The following is a 21,722-nucleotide window of genomic DNA, read 5'->3' as shown; positions in this document are numbered from 1 at the left end:
CAGCGGCTTATTTCAATGCTTTATAGCGCAGGCGCTTGGGTTTGGCACCCTCTTCGCCCAGGCGGCGTTTCTTGTCGGCCTCGTATTCCTGGTAATTGCCATCGAAGAATACGACCTGGGAGTCGCCCTCGAACGCCAGTATGTGGGTCGCGATGCGATCGAGAAACCACCGGTCATGGCTGATGACCAGCACGCTGCCGGCGAACTCCAGCAAGGCGTCTTCCAGGGCCCGCAGGGTCTCGACATCGAGATCGTTGGACGGTTCATCCAGCAACAGCACGTTGCCGCCGGTAAGCAGGGTCTTGGCCAGATGCAGGCGGCCGCGCTCGCCCCCCGACAATTTGCCCACGAGCTTGTTCTGGTCCGCCCCCTTGAAATTGAAGCGTCCCAGATAGGCGCGCGACGACATCTCGTGGCGGCCCACCGTCAGGATATCGGCGCCGTCGGAAACCGCGTCGAACACCGTCTTGGCGTCGGGCAGCGACTCGCGCGATTGATCAACAAAGGCCAGCTTCACCGTCGAGCCAACCTTGAGCGCGCCGGAATCCGGCTGGTCTTGTCCCGCGATCATGCGAAACAGCGTGGATTTGCCGGCCCCATTGGGGCCTATGATGCCGACGATCGCGCCGGCGGGGATCTTGAAGCTTAAATTGTCGATGAGAAGGCGATCGCCGAACGCCTTGCTGACATTGTCGAATTCGATCACGTCGTTGCCCAGGCGCTCGGCAACGGGAATGAAAATTTCCTGCGTTTCGTTGCGCTTCTGGTATTCGTGCGATGAAAGCTCCTCGAAGCGGGCCAGGCGCGCCTTGGCCTTGGCCTGCCGGCCCTTGGGGTTCTGCCTGACCCATTCCAGCTCTTTCTTGATGGTGCGCTGGCGCGCCGATTCGGAGGCATCCTCCTGCTTCAGGCGGTCGTCCTTCTGCTCCAGCCAGGAACTGTAGTTGCCCTTCCAGGGTATGCCGTAGCCGCGGTCCAGTTCGAGTATCCATTCGGCGGCGTTGTCCAGGAAATAGCGGTCATGGGTCACGCCCACCACGGTGCCGGGGAATTTGCGCAGAAACTGTTCCAGCCATTCCACGCTTTCCGCGTCCAGGTGGTTGGTGGGCTCGTCGAGCAGCAGCATGTCCGGCTTGGACAACAGCAGCCGGCACAGCGCCACGCGGCGCTTTTCGCCGCCGGACAAATTGCCTATCACCGCGTCCCAGGGCGCCAGGCGCAAAGCGTCGGCGGCGATTTCCATCTGGTGCTCAATATCGTCGGCGCCGCTGGAGGCGGCCGCCGCGATGACCGCTTCCAGTTCGCCCTGTTCGGTGGCCAGCTGGTCGAAGTCCGCATCAGGCTCGGAATAGGCGGCGTAGACCTCTTCAAGGCGCTTGCGGGCGGTAAACAGCTCGCCCATGCCTTCCTCGACCGATTCCCGCACCGTATGCCCGGCGTTGAGCATGGGTTCCTGGGGCAGATAGCCGATCTTGATGCCGGCCATGGGAATGGCTTCGCCCTCGATTTCGCGATCCAGGCCCGCCATGATCTTGAGCAGGGTGGATTTGCCTGAACCGTTCAGGCCCAGCACGCCGATCTTGGCGCCGGGAAAGAAAGACAGGGAGATATCGCGCAGGATTTGCCGTTTCGGCGGCACAATCTTGCCCACCCGATTCATCGTGTATACGTATTGAGCCATAGCAACAAAATAAAGAAATGGTAAAGGGTCGATTGTAGGCCGGACAAGAAAATAAAGTGTTGCTTCCGCTACAACGCCTATCCTCGCAGCGCGCGCACATGCCTTAAAATAAATGATTCATCCCTGATCACGATAGCCATGTCCACCAATCAAGACTCCCCCCTGCTCTTTACCGCCGACGAACTCGACCTGATCGGCCGCACGGCCGATGCGTTGAGCGCCTACATGGGCAAGCCTGTCCTGGCCGAGGTCATAGCCGCCGACGAAACCGGCTTCGAATGGGTGATATTCGCCGTGCCCCTGGACATCGAAGAGAACCCCGAAGACCTGGTCGTGGTGCAGATCGGCGGCTCGGACAGCCGCATCGTGGGCAACCAGGGCGGCCTGGTCATTGCCGATGGCGACATTTTCGATTGCGAATACCTGTGGGCGATCCAGTTGTCCGACCTCGAAGGCGTGCGCTTCATCAAGGTGGACCAGGAAGGCGAGGAAATCGCCTGGTCCGAAAACCTGCGCGACGTCCTGCCCTTCGTCATGGCCGATGAGCCGGTCAGCGACGACATCGACGACCTCGAAGATGACGGCCCGGACGATGACGACGACATCTTCGACCCCCACGAAACCGAAACACCGCGCACCTTGCATTGACGCCTTGGCGCGCGGCGTCAGGCCCGCGCGCGGTCGCGCATATACAATAATGCGCCTATCGGCCACATCAAGCCCACCAGCGCCCGCGGCCCTATTCCGCGCAGCGTCCGTCCGCGCGGAATGGGCTGGTTGATGTGCCGCAGGTGCAGCGAAAACCGCGTATAGCGCGCCGCCGCCATCAAGAATGTCTGCGGCTGGTAGCGAAACCACGGCAGGCATTCGACGACAGTATCCTGCGCCAGCAGCCACAGGCCCAGCGCATGCTGCTGGTTTTCGCGGCTCTGCCTGGACAACGAATCCGTACTATCGTGATAAACCCTGAATACCTGATTCACGAAGCGGGTCAGGTAGCCCGCCCGCGCAATCGCGCGCCATACCAGGCTTTCGGGCACGAAGCCGGCGATTTCCTCCGGAAACGGAAACTGCAAGAGGACATCCGTGCGCAGACAGCCGAATTTCTCGCCCTTGATGTGGTATTTGAACGTCATGTCGAGCGCCGTGGCGTCAAAGATATCGCAAGGAAACATGTCCCCCACGATATGCCCGTCGGGGCGCGCGCACAGCCCGGTGATCGCCACGAAGCGCGAGCGCTCGGCCGGCGGGATCGCCGCCCAGGCCCCCGCCATCGCGTACAAGGCATTGGTGTCCAGGCTGTCGTCGCTGTCCAGCGCCACGACCAGCTCGCCGTTGGCCTTCTTGACGCCGCGGTTGAAAGCCGTTTTCTTGTGCTGGTTCTTCTGCCAGACATAATGAATCGGAAAACTGGCTTCCTGCTGCCAGCCCATCACCATGGCGCGCGTATTGTCCGTCGAGCCATCGTCGACGATGACCCATTCGAAATCCTGGAACGACTGCTCACGCAAGGAAAGATACACTCTTTCCAAGGTATGGGCCCGGTTATAAGTGGGCGTTACAACCGTAAAAAGGTGGCGCCAAGTGAGCATGGTCATTTTCTATATATTCTGCCAATGCAAGGGATCATAGGCCAAAAAAAAACCGCAGACATTGAATCTGCGGTTTCCTTGCCTTACTTACATCACGACATAATTTGTGCAACAGATACGGCTTTCGAAACCGAAAACCCTGGCGCAGCCATGTTCATGCCGGTATCGAAAGCTCAGGCGCGTTTGACTTTTTCAAGCATCTTGAAAACGCCCTTGGGAGCGCGAATGAAGAGGCGCTTGAATGCCTTGCCCAGGCAACGGCGCTCCAGAGTGTTGCGACGCGTACGTTTGATGTCTGCCATGATGATCTCCGATCTTTACATGCATAGGCTCGCAAAGACGCGACCCTGAAAATTGGTTAACTCGCCATTCTACCCCAAAACCGGCCCCTTGCACAAAAAGGGTCATGCGCAACATCCATAAAAAGAACGATTATCATAATGCCATGAGCTCACACATACGCATCTTTGGCGCACGCCAGAACAATCTCAAGAATCTTGATGTTTCCATCAACACCGGCGAGCTGCTGGTACTGACAGGCGTATCGGGGTCGGGCAAAAGCTCCTTGGCCTTCGACACCCTGTATGCCGAAGGCCAGCGGCGCTACGTAGAAACCTTCTCGCCCTATGCCCGGCAGTTCCTCGACCGCATGGATAAGCCGCAGGTCGACCGCATCGAGGGCATCCTGCCCGCGATCGCCATCGACCAGGTCAACCCGGTGCGCAATTCGCGCAGCACCGTCGGCACCATGACGGAACTCAACGATCACCTCAAGCTGCTGTACGCGCGCCTGGGCCGGCTGTATTGCCAGTGCTGTGGCACCCAGGTGCAGCGCGACACGCCGCAGTCCATCCAGCAGCAACTGGCGGCGCGCACGCAGGCCGGCGATCCGCGCCTGGTGATCACCTTTCCCATCGTGATCCCGGCCAACTTCACCGAAGAAGAAGTGCGCGGCTTCCTCGACCAGCAAGGCTACACTCGCATCCATCACGAGGAAACACGCCTGCAGGCGCCGCCCGCGCCGAAATCCAAGGGCAAGGGCAAGCGCCCCGGCAAGGCCGAAAAGCTGCGCGTGCTGTATGTGGTCCAGGACCGCTTCCGCTACGGCACGGCCGAGCCGCAGCGCGTCATGGAAGCGCTGGACGCCGCGCTGAAACAGGGCGACGGCCACATCGCGATCTACGCCATGGCCGAAGCCGGTGGCGAAGAAACGGCCTGGCGATTCAGCAATCGCCTGCACTGCGCGCACTGCGACATTGAATACACCACGCCACTGCCCAGCACTTTTTCCTTTAACTCGCCGCTGGGCGCCTGCGAGGCATGCCGCGGTTTCGGCCGCGTCATGGGCATAGACTACGGGCTGGTCGTGCCCGACGAAAAAAAGACATTGCGCGGCGGCGCCGTCAAGCCGTGGCAAACGACCAGCTACAAAGAATGCCAGGCCGAAATGGAGCAATACGCCCCGGCGGCCGGCATACGCCTGGACACGCCCTGGGAGGCCCTGGACGAGCATGAAAAGCGCTGGGTGATAGACGGCACGCCCGACTGGAAAGGCGGCCCCGGCGCCTGGAAAACCCAATGGTATGGCGCGCAGCGCTTCTTCGACTGGCTGGAATCGCGCGCCTACAAGATGCACGTGCGCGTGCTGCTGTCCAAGTATCGCAGCTACACGCCCTGCCCCACTTGCGGCGGCTCGCGCCTCAAGCCCGACGCCACGCTGTGGCGCCTGGGCAATGACCCCGCCGCGGACGGCGACGATACCTACCCGCGCTTCATGCCGGTCCACGCCAGCTGGACCCGCGAACAGCTCGATGCGCTGCCCGGCCTGGGCATACACGATCTCATGCGCCTGCCCATCGGCCGGGTGCGCGACCATTTCTTCGACATCAGCTTCGGCGCCAGCATAGACGCGGCCATAGACCTGCTGCTCAATGAAGTGCGCACGCGCCTGAAGTTCCTGTGCGATGTCGGCCTGGGCTACCTGTCGCTGGACAGGCAGAGCCGCACCCTGTCGGGCGGCGAAGTCCAGCGCATCAATCTCACGACGGCATTGGGCACGTCCCTGGTGAACACGCTTTTCGTGCTCGACGAACCCTCCATAGGACTGCATCCTCGCGATATGCACCGGGTCGTGGAAGTCATGCACAGGCTGCGCGCCAACGGCAATACCCTGGTCGTGGTCGAGCATGATCCGCAAGTCATGATCGCCGCCGACCGCATCATGGATATAGGCCCGGGGCCGGGCGAGCGCGGCGGGCAAATCGTGTTCGACGGCACGCCGCAGGCCTTGCGCAATGCCGATACGCTCACCGGCAATTATCTGGGCGGGCGGCTGCGCGTCGAAGCGCCGCGGCCCATGCCGGTGACGCCCGGCACGCCGCGGCTGGTGCTCGAAGGCGTCAATGCCAACAACCTCAAGAACGTCTCGGTCGCCATCCCGCTGGGGCGCCTGGTATGCGTGACCGGCGTGTCGGGATCGGGCAAATCGACCTTGATCCAGGACGTGCTGTACCCCGCCATCCTCAAGCAAAAAGGCAAGCCCACCGAGGCGCCCGGCGAGCATGCCTGCCTGCTGGGCGTGGAGCAGTTGGCCGACGTGGTCATGGTGGACCAGACGCCCATAGGAAAGACGGCGCGTTCCAACCCGGCCAGCTATGTCGGCGCCTTCGACGCCATACGCAAGCTGTTTGCCCAGGCCACGCTGTCCAAGGAACGCGGCTACACCGCGGGCACCTTCAGCTTCAATAGCGGCGACGGCCGCTGCCCCACCTGCGGCGGCACAGGCTTCGAACATGTCGAGATGCAGTTCCTGTCCGATGTCTACCTGCGCTGTCCCGATTGCGACGGCAAGCGCTTCCGGCCGGAAATCCTGGAAGTCAAGGTGGAACACCTGGGGCGCAGCGCGTCGATCGACCAGGTGCTGGCAATGACCATCAGCGAAGCCCTGGCGTTCTTCAGCGGGCTGCGCGACGTGCAGTGGGGCCTCGCGCCGCTGGCCGATGTCGGGCTGGAATACGTGCGCCTCGGGCAGCCTGTGCCCACGCTTTCCGGCGGCGAGGCCCAGCGCCTGAAACTGGCCGGCCACCTGGCCGCCGCCACGCGCAGCGGCATTTCGTCCGCCAAGGTCGCGAAAAAAGGCAGCCTCTTCCTGTTCGACGAGCCCACCACCGGCCTGCACTTCGATGATGTGGCCAGGCTCATGCGCGCCTTCCGCAAGCTGTTGGCCGCCGGCCATTCGCTGCTGATCATCGAGCACAATCTCGATGTCATCAGGGCGGCCGACTGGCTGATCGACCTCGGCCCCGAGGGCGGCGACGCCGGCGGCGCGGTGGTCGGCGTGGGCACTCCCGAAGACCTGATGGACAACCATGCCTCGCATACCGGACGGGCGCTGGTCGATTACACCAGCGCCATTGTCTACGAAGACAAATCGCATCAGGCGCGGCTGCTCGCCGAACCCGCCGCCGAGTATGCCGGCGCAAGCGGCACGCCGCTGCAAAGCCTGCTCAGGCATCAGCGCGGCCGCGTGCAGAGCATAGATATCGTCAACGCCCGCGAGCACAATCTGAAAGGCATCAACGTCAGCATTCCGCGCGATACCTTCACGGTGATCACCGGGGTGTCGGGGTCGGGCAAATCGACGCTGGCCTTCGACATCCTGTTCAACGAAGGCCAGCGCCGCTACCTGGAATCGCTCAACGCCTACGCGCGCGCCATCGTCCAGCCGGCCGGCAAGCCCGATGTGGACGCCATCTACGGCATTCCCCCGACGGTCGCCATCGAACAGCGCACCAGCCGGGGCGGGCGCAAGTCCACCGTGGCGACCATGACGGAAATCCATCACTTCCTGCGCCTGCTGTATGTGAAGCTGGGCACGCAGATGTGCCCCACCTGCGACGTCCCGGTCGAACCGCAAAAGGCCGAACAGATAGTCGCCCAGTTGCTGCGCGACTACAAGGGGCGCCACATCGGCGTGCTCTCGCCGCTGGTCACCGCGCGCAAAGGCTATTACACCGACCTGGCCAAATGGGCCGCGGGCAAAGGCTATACGCATTTGCGCGTGGACGGCGATTTCATCCCCGTCGCCCCGTGGCCGCGGCTGGACCGCTACAAGGAACACAGCATAGAACTGCCCGTCGCCGACCTGGTCGTCGATGCCAATCATGAACCCGCCCTGCGCGAAGCCGTACGCAGCGCGCTCGAGCATGGCCAGGGCAGCTTCAGCGTGCTGGTCGGCCTGACCGACGGCGACGCCGCGACGCTGGATGAAAGGCGCCTGGGCGGGCTGAGCCAGGCCGCCGAACAGCGCCATTTCTCGGTAAAGCGCGCCTGCCCTAGCTGCGGCACCAGCTTTCCCGAGCCCGACCCGCGCATGTTCTCCTACAATTCCAAGCACGGCTGGTGCACCAGTTGCTTCGGCACCGGCCTGCAGCTTTCGGGCTTCGATGCCGAACAGACTGGCGAGGAAACCGCCTGGAACGCCTGGTACGAAGGCAATACCGAAACCTGCAGCAGTTGCCATGGCGAACGGCTCAATCCGGTTTCCCGCGCTTTCCGCTGGCGCGGGCGATCCATCGCCGAACTGGCGGCCTTGCCCGTATCCGACGCGCAAACCTTTTTTGCCGGCCTGGTCAGCCGCGGCCGCGAAGTCGAAATCGCCCGCGATATCCTGGTGGAGATCCAGGGCCGGCTCAACTTCATGCACGAGGTCGGCCTGAGCTATCTGGCCCTGGACCGCGCCGCGCCCACCTTGTCGGGCGGCGAAGCGCAACGCATACGGCTGGCCGCGCAATTGGGCTCCAACCTGCAAGGCGTGTGCTATGTGCTGGACGAGCCCACCATAGGCCTGCATCCGCGCGACAATCAGATCCTGCTCAACGCCCTGGCGGCGCTGGAAGGCAATGGCAACACACTGGTGGTGGTGGAGCACGACGAAGACACCATACGCCGCGCCTCGCACATCATCGATATCGGCCCCGGAGCGGGCGTGCGCGGCGGCATGGTCGTGGCGCAAGGCACGGCGCAGGATATCATCGACAGCCCCGCTTCGGTCACCGGGCGCTACCTGAAAACGCCTCTGCGCCATCCATTGCAGGCGCGCCGCCCGGTCGGCGCCGACACCCCCATGATCCAGGTCAGCAAAGCGCATCTGCACAATCTGCATAACGTGACGGCGCGCCTGCCCATAGGGCGCCTGAGCGTCGTGACCGGCGTGTCGGGGTCAGGGAAATCCACGCTGGCGCGCGATGTATTGCTGGACAACCTGGCGCAGGCGGTTTCTCAACGCCGCGCGCCCGGCTGGCACGGCTGCGTGGAGATCACGGGATGGGAGCACATCGATCGCGTACTGGAGGTCGACCAGACCCCCATAGGCAAGACGCCACGCTCCTGCCCGGCCACCTATATCGGATTCTGGGACGACGTGCGCAAGCTTTTCGCCGAGACGCGCGATGCGCGTATACGCGGCTGGACGGCGGCGCGCTTCTCCTTCAACACCGGCGAGGGCCGCTGCCCGGTGTGCGAAGGGCAAGGCCTGCGCACCATAGAAATGAGCTTCCTGCCCGACGTGAAAGTGCTGTGCGACGCCTGCACGGGCGAACGCTTCAACCGCGATACGCTGAACGTGACATGGCGCGACAAGAATGCCGGCGAGGTGCTGAAAATGGAAGTGGACGAAGCCATCGCCTACTTCGCCGCGCATTCGAAAATCTCGCGGCCCTTGCAACTGATGCAGGACGTCGGCCTGGGTTATCTGACGCTGGGCCAGCCCTCGCCCACGCTGTCGGGCGGCGAAGCCCAGCGCATCAAGCTGGTTACCGAACTGACCAAGGCCAGGCTGACCGACGGCGTGATAAAAACCGGCCGCGCCTCGCGCATCCCCCACACCCTGTATGTGCTGGACGAGCCCACCGTGGGCCTGTCCATGGCCGATGTCGAAAAGCTGATCCATGTATTGCACCGCCTGGTCGACGCCGGCAACACTGTCGTCGTGATCGAGCACAACTTGGACGTGATCGCCGAAGCCGACTGGATACTCGACCTGGGGCCTGAAGGCGGCAATGGCGGCGGGCGCCTGGTGGCCGAAGGCACGCCCGAACATATCGTAGGGCTGAAGAAGCAATCCCATACAGGAGCCGTGCTCGGGCCTTTCATGGAAGCCGCCCGCTGATGCTCTGCCGTTTCGAAGACCGCCTGTCGGGGCAGGCGCTGGAACTGCTAGACTTCAGCCATCGCATCAGCGCGCGCCGCGCCGCCGAGCTGCCGGCCGCGTTCGACGCCATCGAGGCCGCTCAGCGGCGGGGCTGCTGGCTGGCCCTGCTGCTGGACTATGAATTGGGCGAATGGCTGGAGCCGGCCTCGGCGTCATCGGCGCGCCCGCGGGCGCGCGCCGATGACGCCGAACTTCCCCGATTGACAGCCTTGGCCTACAAGCGGGCCGCGCATGTGCCGGCATGGGACGCCCCCGCCGCCGACAGCCCCGCCGCCCTGGAAAGCCGGCCCCTGGTCGACAAAGAACAATATCTGCGCAACATCGAGGAGATACGCGCCGGCATAGGCCGCGGCGAACTGTATCAAACCAACTATACGTTTCCCATCGAGGTCGAGACCTCCACTCCGCCGCGCGATTTGTACCGCGGCATAGCCGCGTGCCACCCCGCGGGCCACGCCGCCTATATCGAAGACGGGGCGCGCCGCATTCTGTCGTTTTCACCCGAGCTTTTTTTTGCGCGCAAAGGCGCGACGCTGACCGTGCGCCCCATGAAGGGCACGGCGCCGCGCCATGTCGACCCGGCGCTCGATCAGCGCTCGGGGCAGGATCTTCTGCGCAGCGAGAAAAACCTTGCGGAAAACCTCATGATCGTGGACCTGCTGCGCAATGACCTGGGCCGGCTGGCCACGCCGGGGTCGGTCAAGGTCGAGTCGCTTTTCTCCCTCGAGCGCTATCCCTCGGTCTGGACGCTCACGTCCACCATTACGGCCCAGGCGCCTGGCAAGAGCCTGGAAGAATTGCTGCGGGCGCTGTTTCCCTGCGGGTCGATTACCGGCGCCCCCAAGATCGCCGCCATGAAGAAAATCCGCGAACTGGAAGATGCGCCGCGCGGGATTTATTGCGGCAGCGTGGGGTGGCTGGCGCCCGGCGGCGACTGCTCCTTGAACGTGGCCATACGGACCATAGAAATGCGGCAGGACGGCTGCGGCATCTTCGGGGTGGGCGGCGGCATCGTATACGACTCGGCGCCCGAACTCGAATGGCAGGAATGCCTGTGGAAAGCCCGTATCCTGCAGCCCGCCTCATAACAGCCGCAGCCGTGCTGCGCAAGGGCGGCGCCCGTAGCGCCTAGCCCAGCGTCGCGTCCAGCCAGCCGCGCAGCGCATTGGACACGCGAATGGCGCGGGCGTCGACAAGCTGGCGCCGGGTGATGCGGGATTCCCGGACCAGGCCGCCGTCCAGCAGCGCCTGGCGCTGCACTCCCGGCAGCAATCCGCAATCCAGCGGCGGGGTCAGCCACACATTGCCGGCATCCAGGATGTATATATTGCTGCGGCTGCCTTCGCAGACCTCGTCCTCGCCATTGCAATACACCACGTCGAAGTATTCCGGGTGCCGGGCCAGCCAGTCCTGGGCAGGCGCATACCAGGGGCGCCGCGTGGTTTTGTGGCGCAGCCAGCAAGGGTCGGCTTGCAGCGCGGCGCGGGCCAGCCGCAGGCGCACAGGCTGCGGCGTGGCGGGCAGCGGGCTGGATTCCAGGGAATATTGCCCGTTCTTGCCCAACAAGAGGCGCAGGCGGTGGCTGCCGCCCGGATCCAGCTGGCCTATATGCTGCTGCACGGCCTGGACCAGCGCCGCGCCGGGCCAGTCGTAGCCCAGCGCCGCGCATGAATCCCGCAGCCGCCGCCAGTGGCCGGACAGCAGGGGCGCGTCGCGTCCCGGCTCGACGCGCAGGGTTTCTATGAGTTGAACGTCCGAGGCAGGCATGGCAGATGCAAGATCCCTATGGTGTGTTTTACCGATGCGTATGCAGCCGGATTGTACAAGGCGGCCGCCGCTGCAAGAGCAAGGCGTGACGAGCCAGCGCGACCATGCAAGCTAAAATCCCCGCTACATAAGGAGAAACCCGCCATGCTCCAATCACGCATCGACCACATCGTCGTCACCGCCCCGTCATTGACGCAGGGCAGGGACTATCTGCGCCAGGCCCTTGGCGTCGAACCGCAAGCGGGCGGCGAACATCCGGGCATGGGCACTCACAACTGCCTGTTGAGGCTGGGCGACGATCTTTATCTCGAAGTCATTGCCGCCGATCCCCAGGCGCCGGCGCCGCCCCGGCCGCGCTGGTTCCAGCTCGACGACGCGCATTGGAACAGCCGCCCGCAATTGGCCACGTGGGTGGTCCGCAGCAATGACATATATGGGGCGGCGCAAGCGGCATCGCCGCTCGCGCCTGGCGCGGTCCAAGCCATGACGCGCGCAGGCCTGGATTGGCTGATCACCATTCCGGAAGACGGCGCCCTGGCGCTCCAGGGCGCCGCGCCGGCCCTGATCCAATGGCGCACCCAGGCGCATCCGGCCAGCGGCATGCAGGACGCGGGCTGCTCCCTGATCCGCCTGGAGGCCTTCCATCCGCAAGCCGCCATGCTGTCCGGCATGCTGGACAGCATAGGTTTCGAAGGGCGTTTCGCGGCGTTTCCCCTGGAGCAGGGCCGGCAGCCCTACCTGATTGCGCATATCCAGACGCCGGCCGGGCCGCGCAGGTTGGGCGGCATATAGGCGCTGGCCCGTATAATCAGCCATGATCCAAATTTTTCCCTATGCCGCGTCACCGCGGGCGAGACCGGCTACCCTACCCACCAACGGCGCCAAGCCCGGCAGTCCGCCGCGGGCGGCCGCATGAAAACACCTAAACGGCTGATCCCCCTCGTCGAGGAAGGGCTGATCGACGAAGTCATCAGCCAATTGATGAGCGGCAAGGAAGCGACGGTGTATGTGGTGCGCAGCGGCGCCTCCATCCGCTGCGCCAAGGTCTACAAGGACGCCAAACAGCGCAGTTTCCGGCAAGCCGCCTCTTACCGCGATGGCCGCAAGGTCCAGAACAGCCGCCAGGCGCGCGCCATGGAGAAAGGCACACGCTACGGGCGCCAGATGCAGGAAGAGCTATGGCAGAACGCCGAAGTCGACGCGCTGTTCCGCCTGGCCAATGCGGAGGTGCGCGTGCCGCAGCCGTATATCTGCACCGACGGCGTATTGCTGATGGAACTGGTGGTCGACGACATGGGCAATGTCGCGCCGCGCCTCAACGATGTCGACATGAACGAAGCGCGCGCCATGGAACTGCACGCGCTGCTGATCAACCAGGTCGTGCGCATGCTGTGCGCCGGCGTGATTCATGGCGACCTTTCCGAATACAACATCCTGCTGGCCGCCGACGGCCCGGTCATCATCGACCTGCCGCAGGCCGTCGACGCCGCCGGCAACAACGAAGCCGCCGCCATGCTGGAGCGCGATGTCGAAAACCTCGCGACATTCTTCGCGCAATTCGCGCCGCAACTGCTCGGCACAAGCTATGGCAAGGAAATCTGGGCGCTCTTCGAAGCCGGCGAGCTGGCGGTGGATTCCGTCCTGACCGGCAGCGTGGAAGTCGACTCCCGCCCGGTGGACCTGGCCGCGCTGATGGACGACCTCGAAGACGCCCGCTTCGAGGAGGAGGCGCGGCTGCGCTTTGAACAGGGACTGCGCGGCGCCAACTGAACCGTACCCCTGGTGATGGCGGGAGGCCCGCGCCACAGCCCCTAGGCGCTGGCCTCGTCGAGCTTGCGCATGGCCGCGTCGGATAGCGGCAGGCGGACCGCGCCCAGGATGTCGTCGAGCTGGGCCACGCTGGTCGCGCTGGCGATCGGCGCGGTGACGCCGGGGCGGGCGATAAGCCAGGCGAGCGCGATCTGCGCCGGCGTCGCGGCCAATTCCCGCGCCATGTCATTGAGCGCCGCCAGAATGCGCTGACCGCGGGCGTCGAAATACTTTTTCAGCATGCCGGCCCGCTTGCTGCCGGCCAGATCCGCTTCCGAACGATACTTGCCGGTCAGGAAGCCGCTGGCCAGGCTGAAGTAGCAGATCACGCCCAGCTTCTTTTCCGCGGCCAGCCCGGCGAGGCCGGACTCGAACTCATCGCGGTCATACAGGTTATACAAGGGTTCCAGCACCTCGTAGCGCGCCAGCTGGCGCTGCGCGGAGGCTGACAGCGCCGCCTCGACCCGGGCGGGCGCATAGTTCGACGCGCCTATCGCGCGCGCCTTGCCCGCGGCGACCAGGCGGGAAAACGCCCCCAGTGTTTCCTCCAGGGGCACGTCCTCGTCATCGACATGGGCGAAGTAGACGTCCAGATAGTCGGTCCGCATGCGGCGCAGGGAGTCCTCGATGGCCGCTTCGATATTGCGCGCGGACAGCCCCTTGCGCCCTTCCCACATGCCGACCTTGCTGATCAGCACCACGTCGTCGCGGCGCCCGCGCCGCTTCAGCCAGTCGCCGATTATCGTCTCGGATTCGCCGCCGGCATTGCCCGGCGCCCACGCCGAATAGACGTCGGCGGTGTCGATGGCGTTCAAGCCCTGTTCCACGAACCGGTCCAGCAGCGTGAACGAGCTGGCCTGATCCACCGTCCAGCCGAATACATTGCCGCCGAAGACCAGCGGCGCGATCTCGATTCCGGATTGTCCAAGCGGGCGCTTCAGCATGGCGAATCTCCTGTAGGTTGCAGGCCATACTACTGCGAGGATCCCGGGCGGTCAACGCGGATACCGGCCAAATGGCCAGTTGACGCTCAATCAACCAGAGGGTGGCGGTTTTCCTGCCCCTGCGCCAGCTATGCAGAAGTTATGCTCAGGCTTATTCACAGAGAGTGTGGATAAGTCTGGCCGGCACAGGGCGATGCCCGCGGACAGGCTGCCCGCCCTGGATGGCGATTTTATTGTTGCTGCTTGGCGCCCGAAAGCTCGACGGCGCCCTTCCAGAAAGCCAGCTCGTCCTTCAAGAATGTTGCGAATTCCGCGGGCGTGCCGGACAGATTCGTTGGGCTTCCGTTCTCCGTCAGCCACTGCTGGACCTCGGGCGACTGCGACGATTTGATCACCGCCATGTTCAGCTTATCGATGATGGCCTGCGGGGTACCGGCCGGCGCCACGAATCCGCTCCATCCGTTGATATCGAAATCCGGAAAACCAGACTCTTTGATCGTAGGAACATCAGGCAGATTCGAAACGCGCTCGGCGGAGGAAACGGCCAGAGCCCGGACTCGCCGGTCATTGACGAAAGGAATGGCGGATGGAGAATTGTCAAACATGATCTGCACGCGCCCGGCGATCAAGTCAGGATAGGCGGCGGACATTCCCTTGTATGGCACGTGGACGGCATCGACGTGGGCGCGCGCCGCAAGTATCGCGCCCGCCATATGCTGGGTTCCCCCGACGCCCGCCGAGGCGTAGGAATACTTGTTGGGATTCTTCTTCATCAGCGCGACCAGCTCGGAAAGCGTCTTGACGGGCAGGTCATTGTTCACCAGGAGAACCTGGGGATACTTCGCCGCCAGGGCAATGGGTGCAAAGTCCTTGACGGGATCCCACTTCAGGTCAGTGTAAAGATGCGGGCTGATGGCATGAATGGAGCTGGTGGTATAGAGCAGCGTATAGCCGTCCGCAGGGCTTCTGGCGACGTAATCGGCGGAAATGGTCCCCGCCGCGCCCAGCTTGGTTTCGACAATGACGGGCTGGCCCAGCACATCGCCCATCTTCTTGGCGAACAGCCGCGCCGAAACATCGGTCGCGCCGCCAGCGGAAAAGCCGACGATCAAACGAATGGGCCGGGTCGGGTAGCCGCCGTCCTGAGCGCTTGACGGTGCAATGAAGAACAAGGGCAGAAACGCCGCCGTCAAAAGTTTTGTGATTTTCATTTTGTCTCCTGATTATTGTATTAGATGGGGGTCGGCTTGAATGCGGGATTTATTACGTGCGCGGCGCGCAATGACGCCAGTTCCTCGGCCGTGTAGCCATGGCCCAGAAGAACCTGTTCGGTATGCTCGCCCAGCAATGGCGCGGCATTACGCACGCCTCCTTGCGTCCGGGTCATTTTGATCGGTGTATTGGCGATGACGGCGCGGCGTTCAAGCCCCGTTTGCTCAAGCTCAATAAGCATTCCGCGCGCGGCGACGTGCGGATCGGCAAAGATGTCCTGGATATTATTGACCGTTCCAAAGGGAACGATCCCGCCCAGGGACGCCTTGAGCTCCGACATGGATTTGGCGCTGGTCCACGACGACACCATCGCGTCCACCTCTGCGCGCCTGGATTGGCGCGCGGCAAGCGTGGCAAAGCGCGGATCGCCGGCCAGTTCGGGGTGGCCCATGATGGCGCAGAGCTGCCGCCAGAAATCATCGACGGGACAGGCAATGCTGACCCAGCCGTCCTGCGCCGGAAACACGCCGAAAGGCACATAGATGGGATGTGAATTGCCCTGGGGTTGTGGCACCTCTCCCGTAAAAGAGTGCTGGTAAACGACACGTTCGCACAAGGCAAGCGCGGCGTCGTACATTGCCACATCGACAAACTGGCCCTCCTGCGTTCTTTCGGCGTGGCGAACGGCGGACACAATGGCGAATGCCAGCAGCATTCCCGGCACGATATCGCCGACTCCCGGCCCCACTTTCATGGGCTGCCCCGGACCCGGACCATTTATGCCCATGATGCCGCCCATTGCCTGAGTGACGACATCATATGCGGGCCAGTCGGCGTAAGGGCTCTCCCCCGTTCTCGGGTCGCCAAATCCCCGCACGCATGCGTATACCAGTTTCGGATTTTCGGCCTTGAGCGCCTCGTAGCCGAGGCCCAGGCGATCCATCACCCCGGCCCTGAAATTCTCCACGAGGACATCGAACTCGCGCACCAGCCGCTTCAGGATTTCCTTTCCCTGCGCCGTTTTGAGATCGATGACGATACTCTGCTTGTTGCGGTTGATGCTGACAAAGGAGCCGCCCATGAGCTTGCTCGTGTCTTCGTCCATAAATGGGCCACTGGTGCGCGCGAATTCACCGCCCAGAGGCTCGACCTTGACCACGTCGGCGCCCTGGTCCGCCAGAAGCATGGTGCAGTATGGCCCCGAGAGCATCAGCGTCAGGTCGAGAACCTTGAGTCCGGCAAGGGCGCCAGAGGTAATGCCCCTCGATGGCGCGGCGCTCATGGCCGCCCCTCCGGATTGCCAGAACCCGCCACGGCGCCCCCTGCAGCGGGCGCGGGAGCGGAAACTTCCTGGCGCGCCTGATAAATGGTGACCCGCCTGATCAGCATGACCGGGCGCTTGCCATTGGCCAGCACCAATTGTTCCGACTCCATGTAGTGATGTCCCTTGCGCTCCCACAAGCGCGTGATGGCACCGGGGGTATCGAGTTTCTCGCCAGTTCTGGCCGGGCCGAAATGCCGGCCTTCCGTGGAAATGAAAATGGGCGGTGTCGCATGGGCGAAGCTGGCATGCGCGTTTTTCAGCGCCAGCCGTTGCAAATATGCCGGATGCACGATGCCCTCTTGCTCGTAGAACGACGAGGGCTCCAGGAATTCCTTGACCTGGCGGGCGTTCGCGCTGGCCGATACCGTCTCGGCGCTCGAACTGAAGCGCATGCCGGTGCGTAGCGCTTGCGGATCGCCGGGCGGAATGTCCGCGGGCCGCGGCAGAATCGGATAGCCAGCCGGATCCGGCGCTTCGTCCACGCTGTCGGATAGGGCGGCGCGGGCGCTTGCAACCATTGCGCCATTGGCATTATGCACGGCCATTTCGACGGATTTTTCGCCGTCCTTGTGCTCGATGGGGCCCGCATAGACGACCAGATCATCGCCGTGATAGACCGGGCGCAAGGACGTCGACGACAGAACGCCTTTGAACAGCCAGTCGGAGCCCCAGGTTTGCAGGGCGAGGCGCGCCAGATACGCATAGATATCGATACCCGGCACCAACGCCGCCGGGTACCCCAGGGAGCGCGCCATATCGTCATCATGAAGCGTCCCGACAAACTCCGGCCGCGCCACGACCTTCGCCACCACATTGTGCGTGGTGGGTTTATGCTCACTGAACATTCGCGTTTCCTTTACCCAAGATATATTTGAACAAAATACGGCTGAAGTCCTCGAGCGGCCTGACGCTGCGCGCCAGCTTGCACTGCAGGATGGCGCCTTCCCAGCCGGTCCAGAAATACCGTGCGATTTCCGTGGTATCCAGGTCGTCGCGCACTTCACCCATGGCGATGGCCTCGTCGAGGCAGGTTTTGATGCACAAGGCCCAGTTGATGAAGACAAGTTCGATGCGCTGCCTGAAAGCATCGTTCAGGCTGCCGAGCTCCTGGCCAAGATTGCCGATGAGGCAGCCGCGCTTGAAGCTGTACTTTTCCATGCCGTGCATGCCTTCTTCGATGTAATTCCTGAGCCGCTGCAAAGGGCTGGCCTGGGGATTCGAAAAAATGCGCTCGAGGCGCTGATCCCACACTTGCTCGTAATTGGCGATGACCGCCAGGCCGAATTCCTGCTTGCTTGCAAAGTAGTAATAAAAGACGCCTTTGGGCGCCCTGGCGCGCAGCAGGATTTCATCGATGCCCGTGCTGCTGAATCCTCTCTCGGAAAGCACTTCGGTGCCGACCTGTATCAGCCGTTCGCGCGTCGACGCTTTCGAGGAAGGCCGTCCGGCGCGGCTGCTCGCTTTTCTAGTTTCTTCGACCATCATGGATTTCTCTAATCTGTGCATTTGCCCTGGGCTGGGCCAGAAATACCGCCGCCTCCTGTTTATAATAGACCAGTCTACAAAATAAAGAACTAGGGTAATCCCGAAAACTCGCGGCGGCGGTTTATCGGCGCCCTAGCCGGCGCCAAGCATGCTTTTCTTCGCCGAGGGCGGGAGCCCGCCTAGCGGCCCGGCTTGCTGAAGTCGTTGGCTATCCATGCCGTGGCGCTGTCGGGGTTGAGCTTGAAGCTGGTCGCCACCTCGACCTGCGCAAGCTGCTCGCCGCCCTCGTCGCAGGCGCTCAACAGGGCATAGGGGTTATCGTCATCGGGAACGATGTCCAGCTTGATCGTCAAGCGGCCGGACGCCGTGCGGACCTTGAGGCTTTTGTGCAGCATGGCATGCAGTTGCTGTTCGTGCCGGCGCAAGACTTCGGTCGCCGTCTTGACCAGCGTATAGAAGGCGGCGGAATCCAGCGGCTTGGGGTTTTTCTTGTCGCGGCCCATGGTCCATGGGCCGACCAGGGCGGGCTCGTCCTCCCCGTCCAGTATCATTTCCACCGCCCAGCCGTCGTCATCCTGGTTCTTGATGACGCGCGCGGTCCAGCCATCGTCGCACCAAAGCCGCGGCTCTTGCGTCTTGGCATCATGGCCAGGCTCGGCGTCCAGCATTTCGGGCCCGGAAAGAGGGGTATCGCTCACTATGTTCGCTCCAATGAAGTCGTTCGTGGGTATTGCGGCAAGCCACGGCTTGCCGGTTTTCGTTCTAGGCGTAGCGCCCGTTCAGCAGCCATTGCACCGCTTCGTTCGCCGCCGCCATGCCCATGGCGGCGGTAACGGTCACCACCGAGCCATAACCCGCGCAGGACAAGCCTTGCAGCGCGCCGGGCGCCTCCCCGCCAGCGCTCGCCAGCCCCGGCGCCCGCGCAGCGGCCGCGGGTTCCAGCCACTGCGCGGGCAGCAATGCCGGCTGATCGAACCACAGCGCCCGCACACCCATCCTGGGCACGCGTTTGCGCGGCTTGCCGGCATGGTCGGACGCCTTGGGGTAACGGTGCTGCCGCCGCAAGGTGTTGCGCAGCTTGGCCAACAAGGCATCGTTGACGGCCAGCGACAAGTCGCCGGCGCGCAGGCTGAGCGGATTGGTCTTGCCGCCGGCGCCGCCGCACACCACCATGGGAATCTTGCGCAGGCGGGCCTCGAGGATCATGGCGATCTTGGCCTGCGCCTGATCCGTGCAATCGATGACCAGGCTGGCGTCCGCCGCAAGCAATTCGGATACATTATCCGGGCCGATGAAGTCGTCGAGCATCCGGACGCGGCAGGCTGGGTTGATGCCATGCACGCGTTGCCCCATGGCCACGACTTTGGACTGGCCCAGGGTTTCGGTCAAGGCATGCAACTGGCGGTTGACGTTGGATTCGGCGATATGGTCGAGATCTATCAGGCTGAGCGCGCCGACGCCGCAGCGGGCCAGAGCCTCGGCGCACCAGGAGCCCACCCCGCCTATGCCCGCCACGACGATATGCGCGCCGCGCAAGCGCTGCTGGCCTTCGGGGCCGTATAAACGCTCAAGGCCGGCAAAACGGCGTTCGGAGTCAAATTGGCAGGTATCGGGCATATCGGGATAAAAAGCTGGAAGAAAGAGTGGTGCAACGGTATCACGTCCATGCCCATGATAAAGCCTGCGCCCCCGCAAGTGATTTAAAATGGCAATATTGCCTACTTGAATCGTTTTGGCCTGAATCACGTGAACCCGATCTTTGCACCCGAGCCGCATCCCGCCGCGGCGCCCAAGAGCTTTCGCCTGCTGACAGAAGCCGAGCGCCATGCGTCGATGCTGGATGCGCTGGCCGGCTGGACGGCCGACGAGGATGTCTGGGTCTACGGCTACGGCTCGCTCATCTGGCGGCCCGAATTCGATTTCGCCGAGCAAAGGACGGCGCTGCTGCACGGCTACCATCGCGCGCTGTGCCTGTGGTCGCGGGTCAATCGCGGCACGCCGGACCAGCCCGGGCTGGTGTTCGGGCTGGATATCGGCGGCTCCTGCCGCGGCATGGCTTACCGGATTCCCGCCGGCGACGTGCCCTCCACCATGGAAGCGCTGTGGCGCCGCGAAATGCCCAGCGGCGCCTATATTCCCAGATGGCTCAACTGCCGGACGGAACACGGCGTGGTCAGCGCGCTGGCCTTCACCATGAACCGCAACACCGACGCCTACGTGCGCGGCCTGCCCACCGAAAGGCTGATCAGCATCGTGCGCAACGCCCACGGCAGCTACGGCCCCTGCATCGAATACGTGCTTGAAACCGCGCGGGCGCTCAAGCAGTCCAATATCCAGGACAAGCGCCTGCAGGCCCTGGTCCGCGACCTGCGCGATTCGCTGGCCGACGGCCTTTGATCCGGACGGACGGCGCGCGGCCGGCAAAACGGCCGCTTCCGGGTATCGGGCCGCATACTCCGGTAAACTACTAACCCCTCACCCTTTTCCTGCCATCATCCATGTCCGTTGCCGATATCCGCCAGAAATATGAGAAGTTCGAGCTGCTGGAAGCGTCGCTGGCCGCTACTCCGCTGGAGCAGTTCACCTTGTGGTTCAACGAGGCCTTGCAGGCGCAGCTGCCCGAGGTCAACGCCATGACGCTGGCCACGACGACAGCCGCGGGCCGCCCCTCGGCGCGCATCGTGCTGCTGAAAGGGTTCGACGAGCGCGGTTTCGTGTTCTTCACCAACTACGGCTCGCGCAAGGGCCATGAACTGGCCGCCAATCCTTACGCCAGCCTGCTGTTCTTCTGGCCGGCGCTGGAACGCCAGGTGAGGCTGGAAGGAAGCATAGAAAAGGTCTCGGCGGCGGAGTCCGACGAATATTTCCACAGCCGGCCGCTGGACTCGCGCATAGGCGCATGGGTTTCGCCCCAAAGCCAGCCCATTACCCGCGCCGAGCTCGAAGCGCGCACGCTCGCCCTGACCGAGTCGCTGGGCGCCAATCCCGCGCGCCCCGAGCACTGGGGCGGCTACCGGCTGCAGCCCGACTATGTGGAGTTCTGGCAGGGCCGGCCTTCGCGCCTGCACGACCGCCTGGCGTTCCAGCGCGATGCCGGCGGAGCATGGTCGCGCACGCGCCTGGCGCCTTGAGCGCCGGCGCCAAGCAAGATCGCCATGACGGCAACGCCACCCGATTTCGATGCTGATTTCTTCCGCTCCGCGCTAGGCCGGTTCGCGACCGGCGTTACCATCATTACGGCCGAAACTTGCGATGACCGGCGTCCTGTCGGCCTGACGATCAGCTCTTTCAATTCGGTGTCGCTGCAGCCGCCCATGGTGCTTTGGAGCCTGTCGAACACGGCGTCCTCCCTGCGCCATTTCCTGCAGGCGGAGCGCTATGTGATTCATGTCCTGGCCGCGACACAGCTGCACCTGGCCAAACGATTCGCCCATGGCCCGCAGGCGGCCCGTTTTGCGGGCCTGGCGCTGCAACGCGCGCCCGGCGGCACGCTGATGCTGGACGACCCCGAATGCGCAGCCTGGTTCGAATGCTGCAACCTGACGCAGCACGAGGCGGGCGACCATCTGATTTTCATAGGGCAGGTGGAACGCTGCCAGCGCAATTTCAACCAGCCGCTGGTGTATCATGCCGGCGACTTTGACCTGACGCCCTCCACCGAGCCGCTGTCCAACGACTAGGCCATCGGCGGGGGCAA

General features: G+C 63.5%; 19 protein-coding genes. 8 read left to right on the top strand and 11 right to left on the bottom strand.

The annotated features are described in order from the left end of the window. Positions 1–7 precede the first annotated feature (7 nt). The gene (gene ettA, locus BUB23_RS12570; RefSeq protein ID WP_073103515.1) at positions 8–1,681 is read right to left on the bottom strand and encodes an energy-dependent translational throttle protein EttA; all 1,674 of its coding nucleotides are present in this window, start codon (positions 1,679–1,681) and stop codon (positions 8–10) included. A gap of 138 nt (positions 1,682–1,819) precedes the next feature. Between ettA and BUB23_RS12565 the strand changes: the two genes are divergently transcribed. Continuing rightward, positions 1,820–2,329 (top strand): hypothetical protein, encoded by a 510-nt coding sequence (locus BUB23_RS12565; protein WP_073103514.1) that lies wholly within the window; start codon positions 1,820–1,822, stop codon positions 2,327–2,329. A 17-nt stretch (positions 2,330–2,346) separates the two neighbouring features. Here BUB23_RS12565 and BUB23_RS12560 read toward each other — a convergent pair whose 3' ends face one another. After that, positions 2,347–3,273, bottom strand: a complete 927-nt coding sequence (locus BUB23_RS12560; protein ID WP_073103787.1) for a glycosyltransferase family 2 protein — start codon at positions 3,271–3,273, stop codon at positions 2,347–2,349. Positions 3,274–3,446: 173 nt separating this feature from the next. Beyond that, positions 3,447–3,575 (bottom strand): hypothetical protein, encoded by a 129-nt coding sequence (locus BUB23_RS27585; RefSeq protein ID WP_281255556.1) that lies wholly within the window; start codon positions 3,573–3,575, stop codon positions 3,447–3,449. Positions 3,576–3,718: 143 nt separating this feature from the next. Here BUB23_RS27585 and uvrA point away from each other — a divergent pair, with 143 nt between their 5' ends. Both uvrA and BUB23_RS12550 read left to right on the top strand, forming a co-directional pair. Next, the gene (gene uvrA / locus BUB23_RS12555) at positions 3,719–9,442 is read left to right on the top strand and encodes an excinuclease ABC subunit UvrA (RefSeq protein ID WP_073103785.1); all 5,724 of its coding nucleotides are present in this window, start codon (positions 3,719–3,721) and stop codon (positions 9,440–9,442) included. Continuing rightward, positions 9,442–10,572 carry an aminodeoxychorismate synthase component I gene (locus tag BUB23_RS12550; protein ID WP_073103512.1) on the top strand — a complete coding sequence of 377 codons (1,131 nt, stop codon included), beginning with the start codon at positions 9,442–9,444 and terminating at the stop codon, positions 10,570–10,572. Before uvrA ends, BUB23_RS12550 begins: the two co-directional genes overlap by 1 nt. 40 nt (positions 10,573–10,612) lie before the next feature. On the opposite strand, the gene BUB23_RS12545 is transcribed toward BUB23_RS12550, so the two are convergent. Continuing rightward, positions 10,613–11,251, bottom strand: a complete 639-nt coding sequence (locus tag BUB23_RS12545) for an aminotransferase class IV (protein WP_073103510.1) — start codon at positions 11,249–11,251, stop codon at positions 10,613–10,615. 144 nt (positions 11,252–11,395) lie between these two features. On the opposite strand from BUB23_RS12545, the gene BUB23_RS12540 reads away from it, so the two are divergent. Further along, positions 11,396–12,043, top strand: a complete 648-nt coding sequence (locus BUB23_RS12540) for a VOC family protein (RefSeq protein WP_073103509.1) — start codon at positions 11,396–11,398, stop codon at positions 12,041–12,043. 120 nt (positions 12,044–12,163) lie between these two features. After that, positions 12,164–13,021, top strand: a complete 858-nt coding sequence (locus BUB23_RS12535; protein ID WP_073103507.1) for a PA4780 family RIO1-like protein kinase — start codon at positions 12,164–12,166, stop codon at positions 13,019–13,021. Positions 13,022–13,062: 41 nt separating this feature from the next. Here the strand turns inward: BUB23_RS12535 and BUB23_RS12530 are convergent, their stop codons facing one another. The 7 genes from BUB23_RS12530 to BUB23_RS12500 form a co-directional block, all read right to left on the bottom strand. After that, positions 13,063–14,004, bottom strand: a complete 942-nt coding sequence (locus BUB23_RS12530) for an aldo/keto reductase (RefSeq protein WP_073103505.1) — start codon at positions 14,002–14,004, stop codon at positions 13,063–13,065. A 230-nt stretch (positions 14,005–14,234) separates the two neighbouring features. Further along, a complete protein-coding gene (locus BUB23_RS12525; RefSeq protein ID WP_073103504.1) occupies positions 14,235–15,215 on the bottom strand; it encodes a Bug family tripartite tricarboxylate transporter substrate binding protein in 981 nt (326 codons plus the stop codon). A gap of 20 nt (positions 15,216–15,235) precedes the next feature. After that, positions 15,236–16,498 (bottom strand): CaiB/BaiF CoA transferase family protein, encoded by a 1,263-nt coding sequence (locus BUB23_RS12520; RefSeq protein ID WP_073103502.1) that lies wholly within the window; start codon positions 16,496–16,498, stop codon positions 15,236–15,238. After that, the gene (locus BUB23_RS12515) at positions 16,495–17,385 is read right to left on the bottom strand and encodes a hotdog family protein (RefSeq protein ID WP_073103500.1); all 891 of its coding nucleotides are present in this window, start codon (positions 17,383–17,385) and stop codon (positions 16,495–16,497) included. Before BUB23_RS12515 ends, BUB23_RS12520 begins: the two co-directional genes overlap by 4 nt. Beyond that, positions 17,375–18,025, bottom strand: coding sequence for a TetR/AcrR family transcriptional regulator (locus BUB23_RS12510; protein ID WP_073103499.1), 651 nt, complete (start codon positions 18,023–18,025; stop codon positions 17,375–17,377). Before BUB23_RS12510 ends, BUB23_RS12515 begins: the two co-directional genes overlap by 11 nt. A gap of 179 nt (positions 18,026–18,204) precedes the next feature. Next, entirely contained in the window at positions 18,205–18,693 is a 489-nt protein-coding gene (locus tag BUB23_RS12505) for a hypothetical protein (protein WP_073103783.1), read from the bottom strand. A 94-nt stretch (positions 18,694–18,787) separates the two neighbouring features. After that, positions 18,788–19,642, bottom strand: a complete 855-nt coding sequence (locus BUB23_RS12500; RefSeq protein ID WP_073103497.1) for a tRNA threonylcarbamoyladenosine dehydratase — start codon at positions 19,640–19,642, stop codon at positions 18,788–18,790. 120 nt (positions 19,643–19,762) lie between these two features. Here BUB23_RS12500 and BUB23_RS12495 point away from each other — a divergent pair, with 120 nt between their 5' ends. The 3 genes from BUB23_RS12495 (at position 19,763) to BUB23_RS12485 (ending at position 21,705) form a co-directional block, all read left to right on the top strand. Further along, positions 19,763–20,422, top strand: a complete 660-nt coding sequence (locus BUB23_RS12495; protein WP_073103781.1) for a gamma-glutamylcyclotransferase — start codon at positions 19,763–19,765, stop codon at positions 20,420–20,422. Positions 20,423–20,523: 101 nt separating this feature from the next. After that, the gene (gene pdxH / locus BUB23_RS12490) at positions 20,524–21,156 is read left to right on the top strand and encodes a pyridoxamine 5'-phosphate oxidase (protein WP_073103496.1); all 633 of its coding nucleotides are present in this window, start codon (positions 20,524–20,526) and stop codon (positions 21,154–21,156) included. Between the two features lie 24 nt (positions 21,157–21,180). Beyond that, entirely contained in the window at positions 21,181–21,705 is a 525-nt protein-coding gene (locus BUB23_RS12485) for a flavin reductase family protein (protein ID WP_073103494.1), read from the top strand. The last annotated feature ends 17 nt before the right edge of the window (positions 21,706–21,722 follow it).

Source organism: Pollutimonas bauzanensis (assembly GCF_900129885.1).
GTDB lineage: Bacteria > Pseudomonadota > Gammaproteobacteria > Burkholderiales > Burkholderiaceae_B > Pollutimonas > Pollutimonas bauzanensis.
Note: the sequence above shows the minus strand (reverse complement) of the source record. Positions and strands in the feature narration are given on the sequence as shown.